This window comes from Streptomyces sp. NPDC003247, from assembly GCF_042888135.1.
Classification (GTDB): Bacteria; Actinomycetota; Actinomycetes; order Streptomycetales; family Streptomycetaceae; genus Streptomyces.
Window position 1 is genome coordinate 130,970 of sequence record NZ_JBIAPF010000006.1, and the last position, 15,158, is coordinate 146,127.

18 protein-coding genes are annotated in these 15,158 nt (G+C 71.7%); 9 read left to right on the top strand and 9 right to left on the bottom strand.

Going from position 1 to position 15,158, the window contains the following annotated elements:
• Window positions 1–123: 123 nt before the first annotated feature.
• Window positions 124–1,170, bottom strand: a complete 1,047-nt coding sequence (locus ACFYWQ_RS21560) for a medium chain dehydrogenase/reductase family protein (protein WP_389518467.1) — start codon at window positions 1,168–1,170, stop codon at window positions 124–126.
• A gap of 132 nt (window positions 1,171–1,302) precedes the next feature.
• Between ACFYWQ_RS21560 and ACFYWQ_RS21565 the strand changes: the two genes are divergently transcribed.
• The 4 genes from ACFYWQ_RS21565 to ACFYWQ_RS21580 all read left to right on the top strand — a co-directional run bounded on the left by ACFYWQ_RS21565 (window position 1,303) and on the right by ACFYWQ_RS21580 (window position 5,554).
• The gene (locus ACFYWQ_RS21565; protein ID WP_389518468.1) at window positions 1,303–1,962 is read left to right on the top strand and encodes a TetR/AcrR family transcriptional regulator; all 660 of its coding nucleotides are present in this window, start codon (window positions 1,303–1,305) and stop codon (window positions 1,960–1,962) included.
• 544 nt (window positions 1,963–2,506) lie between these two features.
• Complete coding sequence (locus tag ACFYWQ_RS21570) at window positions 2,507–3,046, top strand: fluoride efflux transporter FluC (protein WP_389518469.1); 540 nt, start codon at window positions 2,507–2,509, stop codon at window positions 3,044–3,046.
• On the top strand, window positions 3,043–3,417 hold the full coding sequence (locus tag ACFYWQ_RS21575) for a fluoride efflux transporter FluC (protein ID WP_389518470.1): 375 nt from the start codon (window positions 3,043–3,045) through the stop codon (window positions 3,415–3,417). The genes ACFYWQ_RS21570 and ACFYWQ_RS21575 overlap by 4 nt, the downstream gene beginning before the upstream one ends.
• A 493-nt stretch (window positions 3,418–3,910) precedes the next feature.
• Entirely contained in the window at window positions 3,911–5,554 is a 1,644-nt protein-coding gene (locus ACFYWQ_RS21580; RefSeq protein WP_389518471.1) for a hypothetical protein, read from the top strand.
• 120 nt (window positions 5,555–5,674) lie between these two features.
• Here ACFYWQ_RS21580 and pcp read toward each other — a convergent pair whose 3' ends face one another.
• From pcp to ACFYWQ_RS21610, 6 genes are all read right to left on the bottom strand, one after another.
• Window positions 5,675–6,322 carry a pyroglutamyl-peptidase I gene (pcp, locus tag ACFYWQ_RS21585; RefSeq protein ID WP_389518472.1) on the bottom strand — a complete coding sequence of 216 codons (648 nt, stop codon included), beginning with the start codon at window positions 6,320–6,322 and terminating at the stop codon, window positions 5,675–5,677.
• Window positions 6,323–6,402: 80 nt separating this feature from the next.
• On the bottom strand, window positions 6,403–6,981 hold the full coding sequence (locus tag ACFYWQ_RS21590; protein ID WP_389518473.1) for an RICIN domain-containing protein: 579 nt from the start codon (window positions 6,979–6,981) through the stop codon (window positions 6,403–6,405).
• Window positions 6,982–7,009: 28 nt separating this feature from the next.
• Window positions 7,010–7,669 (bottom strand): nucleotidyltransferase domain-containing protein, encoded by a 660-nt coding sequence (locus ACFYWQ_RS21595; protein ID WP_389518474.1) that lies wholly within the window; start codon window positions 7,667–7,669, stop codon window positions 7,010–7,012.
• Window positions 7,670–7,804: 135 nt separating this feature from the next.
• Complete coding sequence (locus ACFYWQ_RS21600; protein ID WP_389518475.1) at window positions 7,805–8,326, bottom strand: GNAT family N-acetyltransferase; 522 nt, start codon at window positions 8,324–8,326, stop codon at window positions 7,805–7,807.
• A 219-nt stretch (window positions 8,327–8,545) separates the two neighbouring features.
• Window positions 8,546–9,109, bottom strand: coding sequence for a DoxX family protein (locus ACFYWQ_RS21605; RefSeq protein WP_389518476.1), 564 nt, complete (start codon window positions 9,107–9,109; stop codon window positions 8,546–8,548).
• 192 nt (window positions 9,110–9,301) lie between these two features.
• Window positions 9,302–10,054: a helix-turn-helix transcriptional regulator gene (locus ACFYWQ_RS21610; RefSeq protein WP_389518477.1), complete on the bottom strand. Its 753-nt coding sequence runs from the start codon at window positions 10,052–10,054 to the stop codon at window positions 9,302–9,304.
• Between the two features lie 509 nt (window positions 10,055–10,563).
• On the opposite strand from ACFYWQ_RS21610, the gene ACFYWQ_RS21615 reads away from it, so the two are divergent.
• Complete coding sequence (locus tag ACFYWQ_RS21615; protein WP_389518478.1) at window positions 10,564–11,232, top strand: hypothetical protein; 669 nt, start codon at window positions 10,564–10,566, stop codon at window positions 11,230–11,232.
• Complete coding sequence (locus ACFYWQ_RS21620; RefSeq protein ID WP_389518479.1) at window positions 11,142–11,738, top strand: TetR/AcrR family transcriptional regulator; 597 nt, start codon at window positions 11,142–11,144, stop codon at window positions 11,736–11,738. Before ACFYWQ_RS21615 ends, ACFYWQ_RS21620 begins: the two co-directional genes overlap by 91 nt.
• Here the strand turns inward: ACFYWQ_RS21620 and ACFYWQ_RS21625 are convergent.
• Window positions 11,705–12,274: a hypothetical protein gene (locus tag ACFYWQ_RS21625; RefSeq protein ID WP_389518480.1), complete on the bottom strand. Its 570-nt coding sequence runs from the start codon at window positions 12,272–12,274 to the stop codon at window positions 11,705–11,707. The genes ACFYWQ_RS21620 and ACFYWQ_RS21625 overlap by 34 nt on opposite strands.
• Window positions 12,275–12,474: 200 nt before the next feature.
• Window positions 12,475–12,840, bottom strand: a complete 366-nt coding sequence (locus tag ACFYWQ_RS21630) for a YybH family protein (protein ID WP_389518481.1) — start codon at window positions 12,838–12,840, stop codon at window positions 12,475–12,477.
• 99 nt (window positions 12,841–12,939) lie between these two features.
• Between ACFYWQ_RS21630 and ACFYWQ_RS21635 the strand changes: the two genes are divergently transcribed.
• The 3 genes from ACFYWQ_RS21635 to ACFYWQ_RS21645 all read left to right on the top strand — a co-directional run bounded on the left by ACFYWQ_RS21635 (window position 12,940) and on the right by ACFYWQ_RS21645 (window position 15,158).
• The gene (locus tag ACFYWQ_RS21635; protein WP_389518482.1) at window positions 12,940–13,836 is read left to right on the top strand and encodes a LysR family transcriptional regulator; all 897 of its coding nucleotides are present in this window, start codon (window positions 12,940–12,942) and stop codon (window positions 13,834–13,836) included.
• A gap of 132 nt (window positions 13,837–13,968) precedes the next feature.
• A complete protein-coding gene (locus ACFYWQ_RS21640; protein WP_389518483.1) occupies window positions 13,969–14,163 on the top strand; it encodes a hypothetical protein in 195 nt (64 codons plus the stop codon).
• Between the two features lie 476 nt (window positions 14,164–14,639).
• Window positions 14,640–15,158: an SRPBCC family protein gene (locus ACFYWQ_RS21645; protein WP_389518484.1), complete on the top strand. Its 519-nt coding sequence runs from the start codon at window positions 14,640–14,642 to the stop codon at window positions 15,156–15,158.

Below are 15,158 nucleotides of genomic sequence, written 5' to 3' on the forward strand. Positions count from 1 at the left end.
CCCAGCGAACTGCTCGGCCCGGGCAGAACCGGACCCGGGCCGGCGCGAGCGAGGCGGTGTCCGGCGGGCCGTACCCGTACTCGCCGGTCGTAGTGGCGGCGGTCCGTGGTCGCGCCCGCGGTGTCACACTTCCGGGACGATGACGACCTTGCCGGCGACGGTGCGGGACTCGGCGAGTTCCAGGGCCGAGGCGGCTTCGGTCAGCGGGAACCTCGCGGCGATCTGCGGACTGAGAACGCCGTCGGCCACCAGGCGCAGTACCTGGGTGAGGTCCTCGGTCATCCGCCGCTGCCAGGAGGTCCGGCAACGGCGCCTGCCGGCCCAGAAGTTGTAGAAGTGCGCGCTCCTGCCGTTGGGCAGGGCGTTCCAGGCGGCGAGCCGCGCGAACAGCTTCAGCACCGGCAGCTGTGAGCTGCCTTCCTCGTCCTTGGTGGCCGCCGTGCCGTAGGAGACCAGCGTTCCGCCCCGGCGCAGCAGCTGCCACGACTGCTCCACCGCTTCGCCGCCGACGTGGTCGAACACCGCGTCCACACCGTCCGGCGCGAGTTCACGGACGCGGTCGTACATGTCCGGGTCCCGGTAGTCGACCGGGGCCGCGCCCAGTTCGCGCACGGTGCCGTGGTGGCGCGGTGACGCGGTGCCGATCACGGTGATCCCTGCGTGGCGGGCCAGTTGGACGAGGGTGGAGCCGACACCGCCGTTGGCGCCCAGCACCACGATCGTCCCGCCGGTAGGGACCCTGGCGACGCGGTGCAGCATCTGCCATGCGGTGATGCCGTTGACGACCACGGTCTCCGCGGCGGCCGCGTCCACTCCGTCCGGTACGGGCATCAGGTCCTCGGCGTCGACGACGAGATGGCTGGCCCACGCGCCGGTCTTGGTCACCGAGGCGAACCGGCGTCCGACGAGTGCGGCGTCCACCGCCGGGCCGACCGCCGTCACGGTGCCGACCACGTCGTAGCCGAGCACGAAGGGGAACGGCGGCTGGTCGTAGTACTTACCGCGGCGCATCTGCTGCTCGGCGAACGACACACCGGTCGCCTCCATCCGCAGGACGACCTGGTCCTCGGCGGGGGCCGGCAGATCGCGGATCCGCAGCTCCAGGCCCTCCGGCTCGACCTTGCCGGGCAGGACGATCTCGGTGACGGAGGTGCTGGCAGTGCTGGTCATGGCGTGCCCCTGACGAAACTCTCGATGCTTACGGACGTCTACTTACAGCCGTAAGGTTAAGCGTGTTGGCTCCGGTTCGGCAAGGGCGCCACGGGGATACGCTCATAAACTTGCTTGTGTAAGGTTACGTATATGAACGAAACCGACGGAACGAGCTCGGCCGCACCGACACGGGCACGCGTGCGCAACCGGCGCGGCGAAGGCGGCCGCCTGCGGGAGGACATCGTCTCCGCCGCCGCGGCACTGCTGGACGAGACCGGCGACGAGCGCGCGATCACCCTGCGGTCGGTCGCCCGCAGGGTCGGGATCGCGGCCCCTTCGATCTATCCGCACTTCCCCGACCAGCCGGCCATCATGCTGGCCGTCGTCCAGCGGGAGTTCGCGGCACTGGGAGCCCACCTGCGCGCCGTCGCCCAGGAAGCAGGGGACGACCCACGGGACAGGCTGTACGCCGTCTGCCGCGCCTACCTCGGCTACGCGCAAAGCCATCCCGAGCGCTACCGCACGATGTTCGGCGGTCTCTGGATGCCGACCCTGGGTGACAACTCCCTGACCGAGGACGACCTCACCCGTCTCGGCACAACGGCCCTGCAGATCCTCACAGACGCCCTCGCGGACTGCGCCGCCGCAGGCCAGTCATCGGTCACCAGCCCTCAGCTCGACGCCGTCACCCTCTGGCTCTGCCTGCACGGACTCGCGCAGCAGCAGGCCGTCAGTCGCGTTTTCCCCTGGCCCGAGGAAAGCATCGCCGACGCCATCATCACGAGGATCGCCCGTCTCGAAGACGCCTGACCACGCCCCTCCGGTGAGGCTCGGAAAGCCCAGCCGAGCCCGGCCGCCTCGCCCGCCCCCGGCCATCCTCCCGCGCGTCCTTCAACGGCGTGCGGACCGGACGGGCGGCCGTCGCCAGACGCCACACCCCATACGTCGCTGCCCCGCACCTGACCCTTCGGCCGTGACCGCGGCCGCACTGGTGATGGGTACCGCCGTCGCGGAGCTTCGCGTTCCCGGCAGCGCCCGCGCCGAGCGGGCCTGCACCCGCGATCCCGCCGCCGTGGTTGCGGCCCGCCGTCGTCCTCGGCGTGGTCATGGTCACGGGCGGGCAGCCGGGCCGCAATGGCCCGGGGATCGCCGGCCGGGGCGATCCCCGGCCACCTCACCCACCAGGCGCGCGACCTCGACCGGTAGCCTGGCCCTGTGTCCACCCGTGCGGGCGGCTGCACGGCGGTGGGGCCCGCCGTACCCAACCGCGACCACGCCGGTCGTCAACGGTCCCTACCTGACCCTTCCGCGCGCCCGCGCACGGACCGATACGATCAGGTAGGAGCCTGAACGCGTGCACCCCGATCAGCCCGATCACCCCGAACACACCGCCCGCGCCACCGACCGGCAGGCCGAACCCGCCGATCCGGACACCGCCGTCGACTCGTGGCCGCCCGAGAAGGCACCCGGCCCGAAGCGCCGCCAGGCCGAGGTCCTCGCCGCCATCGCGGCCGGCGGCGTCATCGGCGCCTGCGCCCGCTACGGCGCCAGCCTGATCTGGCCGACCGCCCCCACGGCCTTCCCCTGGACGACGTTCTGGATCAACGTCACCGGCTGCGCCGCCATGGGCATCCTGATGGTCCTGATCACCGAACGCTTCACCGCCCACCCCCTGACCCGTCCCTTCCTGGGCACCGGAGTCCTGGGCGGCTACACCACCTTCTCCACCGCCACCCTCGACACCCAGCGTCTCCTCGACGCAGGCCGTCCCGGTACCGGGCTGCTGTACGCGGCCGCCACGCTGCTGGCCGCCTTCGCCGCGGTCTGGGCCACCGCCGCCCTCACCCGGCTCGCCGTCCGCCCGCACGCGACCGCGGAGCGGGGGCGGTCGTGAACTGGCTGATGGTGATCGCCGGGGCGCTCGTCGGCGCCCCGCTGCGCTACCTCACCGACCGAGCCGTCCAGGCGCGCCATGACACCGTCTTCCCCTGGGGCACCTTCAGCGTCAACATCGCCGCCTGCGCCGGCCTCGGCTTCCTCACCGGCGCCGCGACCGCCGCCACCGTCCCCCAGGCGCTCCAGCACCTGGTCGGACCCGGCCTGTGCGCGACGCTCAGCACCTACTCCACCTTCTCCTTCGAGAGCCTGCACCTGGCCGAGACCGGCGCGAAGTACTTCGCCGCGGCCAACGCGGTCGTCAGCCTCGTCGCCGGGCTGGGCACCGCCTACCTCGCCGGCGCCCTCGCCACCGCGCTCCTGGCCTGACGGAGGCCGCCTGTGCGCCCGACGTAGGGAGAGGAAGTCCTCAGCGGCCGGGCAGACCGGTCGGGCCGTCGTACGTCTGCACAGTGCCGTTGGCGGCCAGCAGGAAATGGCCCTCGCCGTCGAGGAAACAAGGCGCCAGAGGGGTCCCGGGCCGCTCGGCGAAGCTGCGCAGCGGGCCCGTCTCCTTGCGCAGCGGACCGCGCTGCCACGGTTCCGGAACGTCCGTGCACCGTGAGTACGGCCACCCGGTCGGCCGCCGGGTAGGCGCTGACGGACAGTCGCTGCCCGGCCGCCGTGCCGCTCGGAAGCCCGAGGGCTTCGGCACCCATCCCGAGTACGGGGCGCCGCCGCCGTAGCGCCACCGCCGTCGAACTGCGCGCGGTCGACACGGGCAAGCCGGGCTGTAGTGCTGTTTTCCGGATTGATCGGCCATCATCCCCCATGATGGGAACCGCCCGGGGCAACGGGTCAAGCAACGTGGTGAGGACGCAACATGGTGGTGAAAGCCGGTACGCAGCAGGAGCGCGTCGCGGGGCGGGTGTGGACAGTGCGCCTGGATCCCCAGGGCCGCCCCTCCGCCGGATCGGTGCGGCTCTCCTGCTCCCGCGCGGTCTGCGCCGATCAGCGCTTTCCCGGCGGCGCCGGCGCGGGACGCAGAGCCGCGGTCGAACACATCAACCTGCACCTGGCGCGCATCCGTGCGGGCGGCGGGCCGCGCGGCGAGGCGTGGTGCGCGTGCCGAGCCGCCGACTGCGTGTGGCACACCCCCGCCGCCGTCGCCGGACCGCGCGGCGGGGCGCGGCCGTTGCCGGGGGCGGTGCGGTGCGGCGGTCCGGTGGTCCTGACGGTGTACGCGGACCGTGCCGGAAGGCTGTGGCGGATCGCGGAGACGTGCGCACGGTGCGCGGCCGCCACTCCGGACTGCCGTGTCCTGGACACCGCCCCGGCCGAGGCGGGCCAGGCGGCGGCGAAGTCGGCTGCCGCGGAGCGGGAGCCGGCGGGCGGCGTGGCCACGGACGGCGTGGCGGCGGATGGCGTGGCGGCGGTGTTCTCCGACCACGGCCCCTCCCCCACGGCCGGCGTCTCGTCTTCCGCGGCCGCCACACCGGCGTCGGTTCCTCGTGCCCGCGCCGCCTCACCGGCCAGGACGTCGCGGGCGGCGAAGCGGTCGGGGAAGATCGCGCAGCGGCTCGTGCCGCACGACCTGGAGCCCGACGTCCTGCGGGTCGAGCTCATCGAACTCGGGGACGCGTTCCGCGCCTACCAGCAGCGCGCCGAGCCCGACCTCGTCCTTCTGGCCGAGCTCCACGAGCGCAAGGCCCGCGCCTTCCGCCTGTGGGCCGACGTGAGCGGCGACGGCTCCCTGCACCACGAGGCACAGCGCGCGGAGGCCGCCGTACAGACCACCCTGGAGATGCACGCCAACCGTGGTGGCCTGCCCGTCGGGGACACGGCGGGCGGCGACCATCCGGTGGTGGAACGGCTGCTGACCCGGCACCAGGCCGAGCACGCCCGTACCGTGCTGGACCACGCCGCCGCCCACGCCCCGCACCCCGACGCCGAGGTGCGCCTGGCGGTGTTCATGCTCACCCTGCGGGCCGCGCGCGCCGGCATCGCGAACGTCACCGGCCAGGACCTCACCGGCTGGCTCCAGGACGATGCCGAGCGGGTGCTTCAGCATCTGCTCGCGTCCGACTGGCTGCGCCTGCCCACCACCGTGGCCGAGGTGCTGGCGTCCCGGCCCGAAGACCCCGCCGCCATCACCGTCCCCGCGCTGCTGCCCGAACAGCCCCGCCCGTTCGACTTCGGCAAGACCACCCGCGCGAGGATCTCCGGCTGGGCCCAGAAAGTCGTGGGCGACCGGAAGATCCGCAAGAAGAAGGCGGGTGCCGCAACCCGGCTGCTGGCCCTGTACACCGCCGCCCACACCCGCCCCGACGGGCACCTCGGACGCCTTGAGGACGACGGGCTGCCCCTGGACCAGGTGGCCGCGTTCTGCACCCTGACCCCTGAACAGGTCGCCGAGCACACCGGACTGCTGGTCGCCGCCGACTGGCTCACGGAAACCGACACCGCCCGAGGAAGGCTGCGCGGACGGCTCACCGAGCGCGTCCTGCCGCTGTCAGGGCTGCTGTGACACAAGCCACGATGTCGGCGTCGGTCTCGCACGCCGCCCGCGTCCCACGCGGCAGTTGATCTCACCCGCCGCGTGGGACGGCGCCACCTTCGCGCTCGGCATCCGGTCGCGACAGCGGTGTCAGCTGGTGGTGCCCCAGGGAACCTTGATGTCGGTGTCGTGTGCGGCGGCTGTGGTCAGCACGACACGGAGGCCTTCGGTCACGGTGTCCACGGTCATGGACGGCACGCCGTACGCCGAGACTGCGGGCATCTCGGGGGTGTGGGGGACGTGGATGAAGCCCCCGCGCCGCTGTTTGCCCTCAGTCGCGAGCAGGTGCATCAGCCCGTAGAAGACGTGGTTGCACACGAAGGTGCCGGCGGTCAGGGAGACCTCGGAGTAGATCCCGGCTTGCTGGACGGCTGCGGCGCAGCGCTTGACGGGGAGGGTGGAGAAGTATGCGGCGGGTCCGTCGGGCACGATGGGCTCGTCGACAGGTTGCCGGCCGTCGTTGTCGAGTCCGGGGCTGTCGTCGACGTTGACGGCGACGCGCTCGATGGAGATGCCGCGTCGGGGAGACAGCCCCAGGCACAGTACGAGGTCGGCGTCGGTTTCCAGTACGGCCGCGCGCAGCACCTGGATGGACTTGCCGAAGACACAGGGGAGCCGGACCGCGGTGACGTCCAGCTCTTCCGGGGGCTTTTCCTCGAGCAGTTGGGCCGCGGCCCAGGAGGGGTTGTAGGTGTCCTGCTGGAACGGATCGAATCCGGTGACGAGCACGCGGGTCATGGTGACGGATTCCTTTCTGGGATATACGTCCGGCCGTTGACGATCAGCATTCCGGACGCTGCGGCGGCGGGGCCGCTGGGTCACAGGTCGTCGATGGACCACCAGACCTTCTCGACGTTGCTGTTCGGTTCGAGGACGACGACTTCCCCCAGGGCGTTGCCGTAGTACGGCGTCAAGATCTGGCGCGCGGAACGGCTGAAGATCTTGTACGCGCCGTCGAGGGGGCGTTGGATCAGCTCCCACTGGAATTCCAGGCCGGTTCCGCAGGTTCCTTCGGTCGCCCGCGGCTTGTTCGCCCAGGGAGCGCCGGGCTTGAGGCACATGCCGGTCTTGGTGTTGCGGATGATGTAGACGAAGCCGGAGACACGCTCGAACTCCCACTGGTCGGCCCCGAAGGTCGCGCTGCGGTCGTAGATGTAGTGCACCCAGCCGTCCTGGAAACCGTCGCCCCAGTTGTGCGGCAGCAGACTTCCGCCGGTCTTGATGTTGACGATGTGGGCATTCACGGCCTGGGCGTCGGCGTGGGTGGCGGTCACGGCCCCGCCGAGCAGCGTGCCGAGCATACCGACGACGAGGAGGAGCCGGAGCCCTTGACCGCTTCGCGCGCCGGTTTCGCTCCCCTTGCGCGCCGGCTTGGCTCCCGCTGCACGCGCTGTCATGGGCACACCGCCGGTTCGTCCGTGGCGTTCAGCGGACCGGGCCGACGTCGTCGCTCGCCAGTTTCGCCAGCCAGGGATGTCCGGGATGCACGCGCGTCAGCCACCCGACAAGAACGTCGCGTCGCGCCTGGCTCAGCAGCGGCAGCACCCCGTCGAAGTCCGCGTGGTCCTTGGGCCGTGCCGCCTTCGCCTTGAACAGCAGCACCAGCTCCGGCACCAGATAGGGAATGCCGTCCGACGTCCGCTCGATGATCGCGTCGTACGGCAGCCGGAGTCCCTCGTCCCGCCGGCAGATCCACATCCCGCCCTCGTGCGGCTCGCGGAAGACATCGAACAGGAACCGACCGCTCGCCGGATCCCGCAGCCAGGTCTGATAGGTGGCCGCGAGCGCCTCGGTTCCCGCACTCGCCCAGACCCGTCCCGAGCCCACCGCGTCGAACACGTACTCGGGGAAGCGCTCCCGGATCTCCGCGAAGCCTGCCGCGGGCACCGCGATCTCCAGATCGCCATGGGGCCGCGACGGACCTCCACGGAACAGATCCAGCGCCCACCCTGCCACGACGCACCAGGGCGCACCGATCCCGCCCAACCGCTCCGCGACCTGTTCCGGCCGCCAGGAATCCGCCCACCGGGCAGCCAGTTCGTCGGCGTCGAGGACAGCACCACCGGGCGGCATGGAATCGGTCATCGGAACAACCTACTGCCGCGCCTTGAGTGCGGTGTGCGTCTTGGGCGCGGCCCGTCCGGATCACGGCCTCAGCCGGGCAGGAGCGGCCGCCCGGCGGTCCCCGTGGGGCATGTGCCACGTGCCACTGGGCGGAGCTCAGAGGTCCCTTCGCATCAGAACGCACATCGTCTCGTGGCGACGGATCGCCCCGTCGGGTCCTTCCTCGTCCCAGGCGTCCGGTTCACGGCCGTACGCGGCATAGCCCAGGCGCTCGTACAGGTCGCGAGCCCGGGGGTTGTTCTCCTCCACAGCGAGTTCGGCCCTGCGCAGCCCGCGGTTCCTGATCCGTTGTTCGGCGGCTCGGACGAGCAGCGTTCCCAGACCGCGGGACCGCAACGCGGGGAACACGGCGAGCTGCCACAGGGTCCCGGCTTGCGCGGAGGCCTGGTAGTCGATGCCGCCGATCGCCACCGGCAGATCCGCCGGAGTGCATACGGCGAGGTAGTCCACCTCGCCCGCCTCGGCGCGCGTCAGCTCTCGCTCCACGTGGCGCAGGTGGGTGGCCGATCCTGACCAGGTGCACGCCGGCAGATCCCGGGGCAGTAGATCCCGCACGCTGACGGGCACGATGAGGGTGGCGTCGGTGGAATCGTCTTCAGTGGACACGGAAGGGAGCATGCCGACCGCAGTGCCGGCACGACAACGTATTTCTCCCGCCTGGGCCCCCTGGCCTCTCCTCGGCGGTGAGGCCGGTGCCGCCCCGGGAGGCTCGATCACCAGCGCCCTCCCCGTCGTGGGCTCCGAGCGTTCTCGGTGTCTGCCGCGCTCCCGAGGCCATGGGAGCCCGCTGCGTCGCACGGCACGGCCTCGGGAGAGCGGAGCGTGTGGGTGTTTCGTTCAGAGACTGAGCGTGATCGCGGCGGCGACGCCGCCGAGACCGAGGGCGAAGGCAGCCTCTTTCCAGCCGCCGGCACCCCAGGGGAACAAGCGGTCGACCGCCAGTCGGCCCGGCCCGATGGCAGCGACGGCCAGGGCGACGACGGAGATGCAGACGGTGTATTCCACGCCGCCGTCCGTCGCCCACAGGCCGTGGGCTCCCGTGACCGTCGCCATCGCATTGATCATGACGCCGATCAGGGCAGCGGCCGCGAGCGGTGTCAGCAGCCCGATGGCCAGACCGATGCCGCCGAGCAGCTCGGACAGGCCCCCGATCGTGGCGAAGAGTTTGCCGGGGTGATAGCCCAGGGCCGCAAAGCCCTCGCCGGTCGCTGTCAGGCCGGGGCCCCCGAAGAGCCCGAAGACTTTCTGGGCGCCGTGGGCGGCCATCAGCAGGCCGAAGGTCAGCCTGATGAGCAGCAAACCGCAGTCGGCAGCGGTCACCGCGTAAGCAGTGGCCGGATGCGCTGCCGCTTGTGTGGAACCAGAACCACCAGGACGGTTCAATATGCGCTTGGTCGACATGGCAATGATCCGGTTGAAATGTCAGAACGGGTGTTTCCCCCGACTCGGCGAGATGCAGGTGCAGATGCCGAGCACCAGTGGCGGGAAAGCCCGCAGCGTTGCCGTCAGTGCGCCGGCTCAGACGATGCTTTCGCCGCGGGCAGCGTCGTGCGTCCGGACGGTGGCGCGCGGGGGCGGGCGACCGGCGTCGCGTCAGCGGTCCCGCACCATCTGGTCATCACGATCGGTGTCGCTCGGGCTCAGCCGCACACAGCATTCCCCGGGTTCCGGTGCCAGGACGGCTCGGACCCCGCTGACCCGCAGGCCGCCCAGGTAGCCGCTCAGGAACGCCTGGTTCATGCCGCACACCAGGTCGGGGGCCTTCGCAGCCAGCGGATGAAAGGGACAGTTGCGCAGTCGGAGCGAAGTGGGCGTCTCCCGGACGGGCTCGTAGCCGTAGCGGTCCAGCAGTTGCTCGCATGCGGTCAGCCCGCGCTCGGGGCCCAGCCGCCCCGGCCGGGTCTCTGCCCGCGCGGCCTCGCCCAGCCGGCGGCCCCGCTGCCCGGCGGAGCGCACCGCTGCTTGCGCGGCGTTCTCGCCGGCGCTTTCGGTCAGCACGGCATCCAGCAGGATGTCCGCCAGCAGTTCGTGACGCCGGTCGGGGATGCGGACCGTGATCTGCACATCGGCGGCTTCGTACACTTTCGGCCGCCGGCCGACCTTGCGGATCCCGCCGGGCGTCTCGTAATGCGTCTGCAGCAACCCCGCATCGACGAGTTTGTCGAGGTGGAAGGCTGCGAGTTTGCGTGAGATGCCGACGCTGGCGGCGGCCTCCTCACGGGTGACGGGGCGGCGGGTACGCCGGATGAAGGCGAACATGCGCCGCCGCGAATCGTCACTCAGGACGCTGACGGAGTCGATGGCGGTGCCGGTCGAGTCGGCCGGCCCGGCCGAATCTGGGGCCACGAGTCCACCGTAACTCCTACCCGCCTGGGTGAAACTGTTTTGGCCAACGTCATTTACTGGGGACTTCCCATTCCCTTGCAATAAGGAAAACACCTATTGGTGGAAGGAGGGGGCATCGTCCGCCACCCGCACGATCCGCCCCCACCAGGGGAGAGGGCCCCACCAGGGGAGCGGGGCCGGTGGGGCGTGTCGGCGGCGGCAGCAGCGGACGTGGGGATCAGCGGCCGGCGAGCCGCCGCTGGCCTAGGCCCGGCGCTACGGCGTGACGATGGCGAAAGCCGGATCGGGCCGGTCCGTGAGGTCCGCGAAGGTCCGCAGGATGTGCGGATCACCGGTCAGCGCGTGCGCCCGGCGTGGATCTGGCCGGCGAACGTCGCGGTGCCCGTGAGGACGGCGTCGAGTGCCGCACGCGTCAGACGCAGCGTCTGCGGGGAGGAGTCCGCGTCTCCCCCAACCGCCGCGCCGAGGACCTCCAGGCCGCCCTCACCCTCGAACAGGTCTTCCGCTCCATGGCCGTACGGATCAATGGACCTCGGGCGGCCCGAGCGGGCCGGCTCCTCCTGCGCTGGGAGTTCTCCGAGCCGGACGAGACCTGGCCCCTCCTGCTGTCCAACAGGGCACTCACCCCGCTGCGCGGCGACGCAGGCGTTCTCCGCGACGCACAGCACGCGCCGGTCGGGCAGGCAGACGTTCATCTCCTCCGGGGCCTCGGTTCCCGGTGTCAGCTGGAAGACGCGACGGATGCCGTCGACGGTGAGCGTCTGGCCGGTTCCGGTGACGTCGACGGTGGGCGCGATCAGTCCGACCGTGCCGAGGGAGGTGGTCTGGCCGAGGCCCCAGCCGATCCGGCCCGCGGGTCCCTTGGGCAGGACGGCACCGTACATGTGGCTGGAGCGGCGGGCCATCGCGGGGCCCGTCATGACGTTCTCGTCGGCCGCGTGTGCGAGGAAGCCGGCGGGGGCGATCACGGGGACGCGTCCGACGGTGACGTCGGCCTGGTCCACCACGCCACGCACGCCTCCGACCCGGCTCGTCGTGCGGCCAGGGGTTGCCGTGCGCGTGGACGGGCGGCGGGGCGAGGGCAGCGATGGCCGAGGACCGACGGATCCGCAAGACACGCGCGGCGCTGCGCGACGCGCTGGTCGCGCTCGTCCTGGAACGCGGGTTCACGGCGCTGAGCGTGGGGGACATCATCCAGCGCGCGGACGTGGCGCGGGTGACCTTCTACAGCCACTTCCGCGACAAGGACGAGCTGTTCGCCCGGGTCACCGCCGATATGCTGGCCGACCTCGGCACCCGGCTGCGCCCGGCGATGGAGGAGAACGCCGTCGGTTTCACCGGCAGGCCGGTGCTGGAGATGCTGCGGCACGCCCGCGAGGAGCGCGACCTCTACCGGATCGTGCTGCGCGGGGAGGGCGACGGCAAGCCGCTCCGCATGTTCGCGGAGGCCTGCACGGAGGTGGCGCGGGAGGAGTTCCGCAGCCGCACCGAGCGCAACGACGTCAAGCCGCGCATCGACCCGGCCCTGCTGGCCCGGGTCTGGGTGGGCGAGCAGATCGCCGTGCTGCAGTGGTGGGTCGAGCAGGGCACCGCCCCGACGCCCGCGGAGGACGTCGTCCGCATGCTGCTCGATCTCGCGCTGCGCGGCCGCTACTGGGCCACCGGCTTCGACTCCCCCGTCTGAGCCTCGTCCTTCACCGCGGCCGTGCCCAGGCGGGCCGCGTCGGCCTCGGGGCGGACGGCCGGGGCCGCGTACAGCCCGCAGGCCGAGGCCGCCATCACCAGCGCGGTCAGCGGGAAGACGGCCGTGTACCCGGCCGTCTCGCCGGACGGCCCGTCGATCAGCCGGCCGGCCAAGTACGGCACGAACAGGCCCGGCAGGGTGCCCGTCGCGGCCACGACCCCGAACACGGCGCGCCGGCGGTCGGCGGGGACCACTTCGGCGGTCGTCACGTAGTGCAGCGGCAGCGCGACGGCGTGCACGCCGAACGCCACCACGGCCAGGGCGACATGGAGGGGTCGCGAGGGCGCGAAGGGATGAGCGCCATCGCCGCGCCGGCCACGAGCACGGCGACCCCCTTGCGGTACGCCGCCCGCCCGGTGGCCCGACACTCCGCGGGCCCTCGACAGGTCGACCGGGGAGGGCACCAGCAGGAGCAGCGAGCCGAAGGCGGCGCACATGCCGCCCGCGACCGTCCCGTTGAGCAGTAGGGACCTCATCCCGGGGGTGCCGTCCGGCGTCCAGCGGGGGGAACGGACTCGACGTCGAAGGGCCCGTCGCACCCGACGTACAGCCACAGCAGGCACCACCCGGCGCTGACCACGGCGAGCGCGGCGAACGCCGAGTTTCCATGAGCGGCACGGCGGCGAGGCCCGCCCGGCAGCTCCCGCTCGTCACGGACGCGCGGGAGCCGGGGAGGTCAGCGGGTGGGCGGGACGAACTCGGGCTGGTCGAGCAGCCGCAGCCAGCTCCCGTCGGGCTGGCGCCGGACGACCTGCGCGCGGGCGCCGGCCCCGTCCTTCGGCGGGGTCGAGGTCAGGGCGATGTCGCCGCTGATCAGCGTCGGCAGCGGCTGTTCCGGCTCGAAGCGGGGACGGTTGGCCAGCACCTTCTCCCAGAGCGCACGGATCGCCTCCCGCCCTGCCGTCAGCGCGCCGGGAGGATAGGCCACCACCGCCTCCTCCTCGTAGAGCGCGGCGACGCCGGCCGCGTCACCGGCGTTGGACCGCTCGACGAACAGACGAGTGATGTCCTCGGGCCGCATGGCCTTCTCGTACTCCGGCATGGGATTCCTCCTGACGTCGTGCTTCGGGGCTTCCCAGCCTGTGCTCCCGCCGATCAGAAGTCCAACAGATGGATGTTCTGAAAGCTAGAATCAACAGTCATGGAACTCAGGCAGCTCGCATACTTCGTCGCGGTCGCCGAGGAGCGGAACTTCACCCGGGCGGCCGAACGAGTGCGCATCAGCCAGTCCGGCGTCAGCGCGCAGATCCGCCAGCTGGAACGGGAACTCGGTACCGAGCTGTTCGACCGGTCGGCGCGCACCGCCACCCTCACCGTCGCCGGAGAAGCCGCGCTCGAACACGCGCGCGCCGCACTCGCCGCAGCCGAGGCGGTCGGCCAGGCAGTGGACGAGGTGACCGACCTGATCCGGGGCCGGCTCACGGTCGGCATGGTCATCGGCTGCACCCTCACCCCCCTCTTCGACGCCCTCGCGGCGTTCCACCGGGCACATCCCGGTGTGGAGATCTCCCTGCTGGAGGACACCTCCGACCGGCTCGTCGAGGGGGTACGCGCCGGCGCCGTCGACCTGGCTCTCGTCGGGACCGCAACCGCCGCCCCCGACGGGCTGGACGCCCTGACGATCATCAGCGAGCGACTCGTCGCGGCGGTTCCGGCCGGACACCCCTTGGCGGAACAGCGGCGGGTCACGCTGCGGGACCTGATCCCCTACCCCATCGTGTGCATGCCGCCCGGCACGGGCCTCCGCACGGTATTCGACCGCGCCTGCACCGCACAGGGCGTCCAGCCCTCGATGACACTGCAAGCCAGTGCCGCGGACGCCATTGCCGACCTTGCCGCCCGCGGGCTCGGCGTCGCCGTCCTGAGCACCTCGATGGCCGCGAACCACCGGGACCGGCTCACCGCCCGCACCATCGACGACGTCGACACACCGGCATCGCTCGCCCTGATCTGGAAGAGCACGCCCAACCCGTCCGTGCGCCGGTTGCTCGCGCACAGCCGGCAGGCATTCACCGAGCCCGAGCATGCTCAGCAATAGAGCGAGCCCACGGATGCGGCCATGCTGCGCAAGGGAGTTGACGGCGCGCGTATGGTGAAGGCGAAACGCATCAACGCCCGCCCCGGGCTGTGAGCCGGGCGGGCCGAACGGGGGAAGAAAGGTGCGTGCCCGATGACGGTCGGGCTCCTCTCCACGATCGCCGCCGTGTTCTACGGGGGTACGGTCTCGATCCTCGCTCTCACCGCGACCTTCGCTTCGCGCCGCACGCTGCGCCACGAAGCGCGCAGCACCCTTGCCGTCCTGGTACCGGGAAGGGCGGTGGAGTCACAGCAGGCAGACGGCGCGGCAGCAGGCCCCGGCAGCTGAACGGTCACGGCGACGTCACGTGCTGAACCTCGTCTCGGCAGCCGGGCTCGCCCCCGCCGCCGTCGGCCCGTGCTCTCCCCCTGCTCGGGGACGGCCCCTCCCGCAGTCGCCGGGCGATCGCGTCAGGGCCACCGGGGCTGCACACATAAGAGCCCGGCCGTGCACTCCACGGCCGGGCTCCATGATCGAGCGCCGGGCAGGCCTTGCACCTGCATCTCCCCGCAGGAAGCGGGACGTCTTTCCTTGGACCACCAACGCAGCACCAGTCGACGGAAGTCGCGTCGACCAGCTCAAGATCAATCATACCGCAGCGAAGCATGCCCGGGTTGAGGCGTTGGATGAGGGGTAGTCGGTATCCCTTGCCGGGGGCCGGCCATGCGGCGCACGCCGTCCCGTGTGGCGGGTTGTCGGACGTGTGGCGGGTCGCCGGACGTGCGGCGAGACTGGAGCGAGCGGCACCTGATGACGGGTGGGTCATGCACAGCGTTGAGGAAACGATCGAGGTCGCGCTCCCGGTGCGCACCGCGTACAACCAGTGGACGCAGTTCAAGAGCTTCCCCCGGTTCATGACCACGGTGAAGAAGGTCGACCAGATCAAACCGACCCTCACCTCGTGGACCATCGCCGTCGGACCGTTGCGGGGCGAGTTCGAGGCCGAGATCGTGGAGCAGGTGCCCGACTCCCACCTGGTCTGGCGCAGTCTCGGTCAGCGCCCCGCCCACCGGGGTGAGGTGTCGTTCGCGCCCACGGCGGAAGGCCGCACGGCGGTCACCGTACGGATGGACATCGCACCGCGCGGCGCCACCGGCCTGCTGGCCGGCGCCCCGAAGCTGGCCGGTCGGGTCGTACGCGGAGAGCTGCGGCACTTCAAGGAGTACATCGAGGGGCTGGGGGAAGAGAGCGGGGCCTGGAGGGGCACCATCCGCAACGGCCGCCTGCGGCGTACGGCAGCGGAGCGGCAGGTGAGCGGAGTTCCCTGCTGGCCCGTCGGCTGA

Bases quoted from the DNA above. Each gene is read 5' to 3' on its own strand.
- ACFYWQ_RS21560 (WP_389518467.1), bottom strand. From the start codon at position 1,170: ATGACCAGCACTGCCAGCACCTCCGTCACCGAGATCGTCCTGCCCGGC.
- ACFYWQ_RS21565 (WP_389518468.1), top strand. From the start codon at position 1,303: ATGAACGAAACCGACGGAACGAGCTCGGCCGCACCGACACGGGCACGC.
- ACFYWQ_RS21580 (WP_389518471.1), top strand. From the start codon at position 3,911: ATGGTGGTGAAAGCCGGTACGCAGCAGGAGCGCGTCGCGGGGCGGGTG.
- pcp (WP_389518472.1), bottom strand. From the start codon at position 6,322: ATGACCCGCGTGCTCGTCACCGGATTCGATCCGTTCCAGCAGGACACC.
- ACFYWQ_RS21590 (WP_389518473.1), bottom strand. From the start codon at position 6,981: ATGACAGCGCGTGCAGCGGGAGCCAAGCCGGCGCGCAAGGGGAGCGAA.
- ACFYWQ_RS21595 (WP_389518474.1), bottom strand. From the start codon at position 7,669: ATGACCGATTCCATGCCGCCCGGTGGTGCTGTCCTCGACGCCGACGAA.
- ACFYWQ_RS21600 (WP_389518475.1), bottom strand. From the start codon at position 8,326: ATGCTCCCTTCCGTGTCCACTGAAGACGATTCCACCGACGCCACCCTC.
- ACFYWQ_RS21605 (WP_389518476.1), bottom strand. From the start codon at position 9,109: ATGTCGACCAAGCGCATATTGAACCGTCCTGGTGGTTCTGGTTCCACA.
- ACFYWQ_RS21615 (WP_389518478.1), top strand. From the start codon at position 10,564: ATGGCCGTACGGATCAATGGACCTCGGGCGGCCCGAGCGGGCCGGCTC.
- ACFYWQ_RS21620 (WP_389518479.1), top strand. From the start codon at position 11,142: ATGGCCGAGGACCGACGGATCCGCAAGACACGCGCGGCGCTGCGCGAC.
- ACFYWQ_RS21625 (WP_389518480.1), bottom strand. From the start codon at position 12,274: ATGAGGTCCCTACTGCTCAACGGGACGGTCGCGGGCGGCATGTGCGCC.
- ACFYWQ_RS21630 (WP_389518481.1), bottom strand. From the start codon at position 12,840: ATGCCGGAGTACGAGAAGGCCATGCGGCCCGAGGACATCACTCGTCTG.
- ACFYWQ_RS21635 (WP_389518482.1), top strand. From the start codon at position 12,940: ATGGAACTCAGGCAGCTCGCATACTTCGTCGCGGTCGCCGAGGAGCGG.
- ACFYWQ_RS21640 (WP_389518483.1), top strand. From the start codon at position 13,969: ATGACGGTCGGGCTCCTCTCCACGATCGCCGCCGTGTTCTACGGGGGT.
- ACFYWQ_RS21645 (WP_389518484.1), top strand. From the start codon at position 14,640: ATGCACAGCGTTGAGGAAACGATCGAGGTCGCGCTCCCGGTGCGCACC.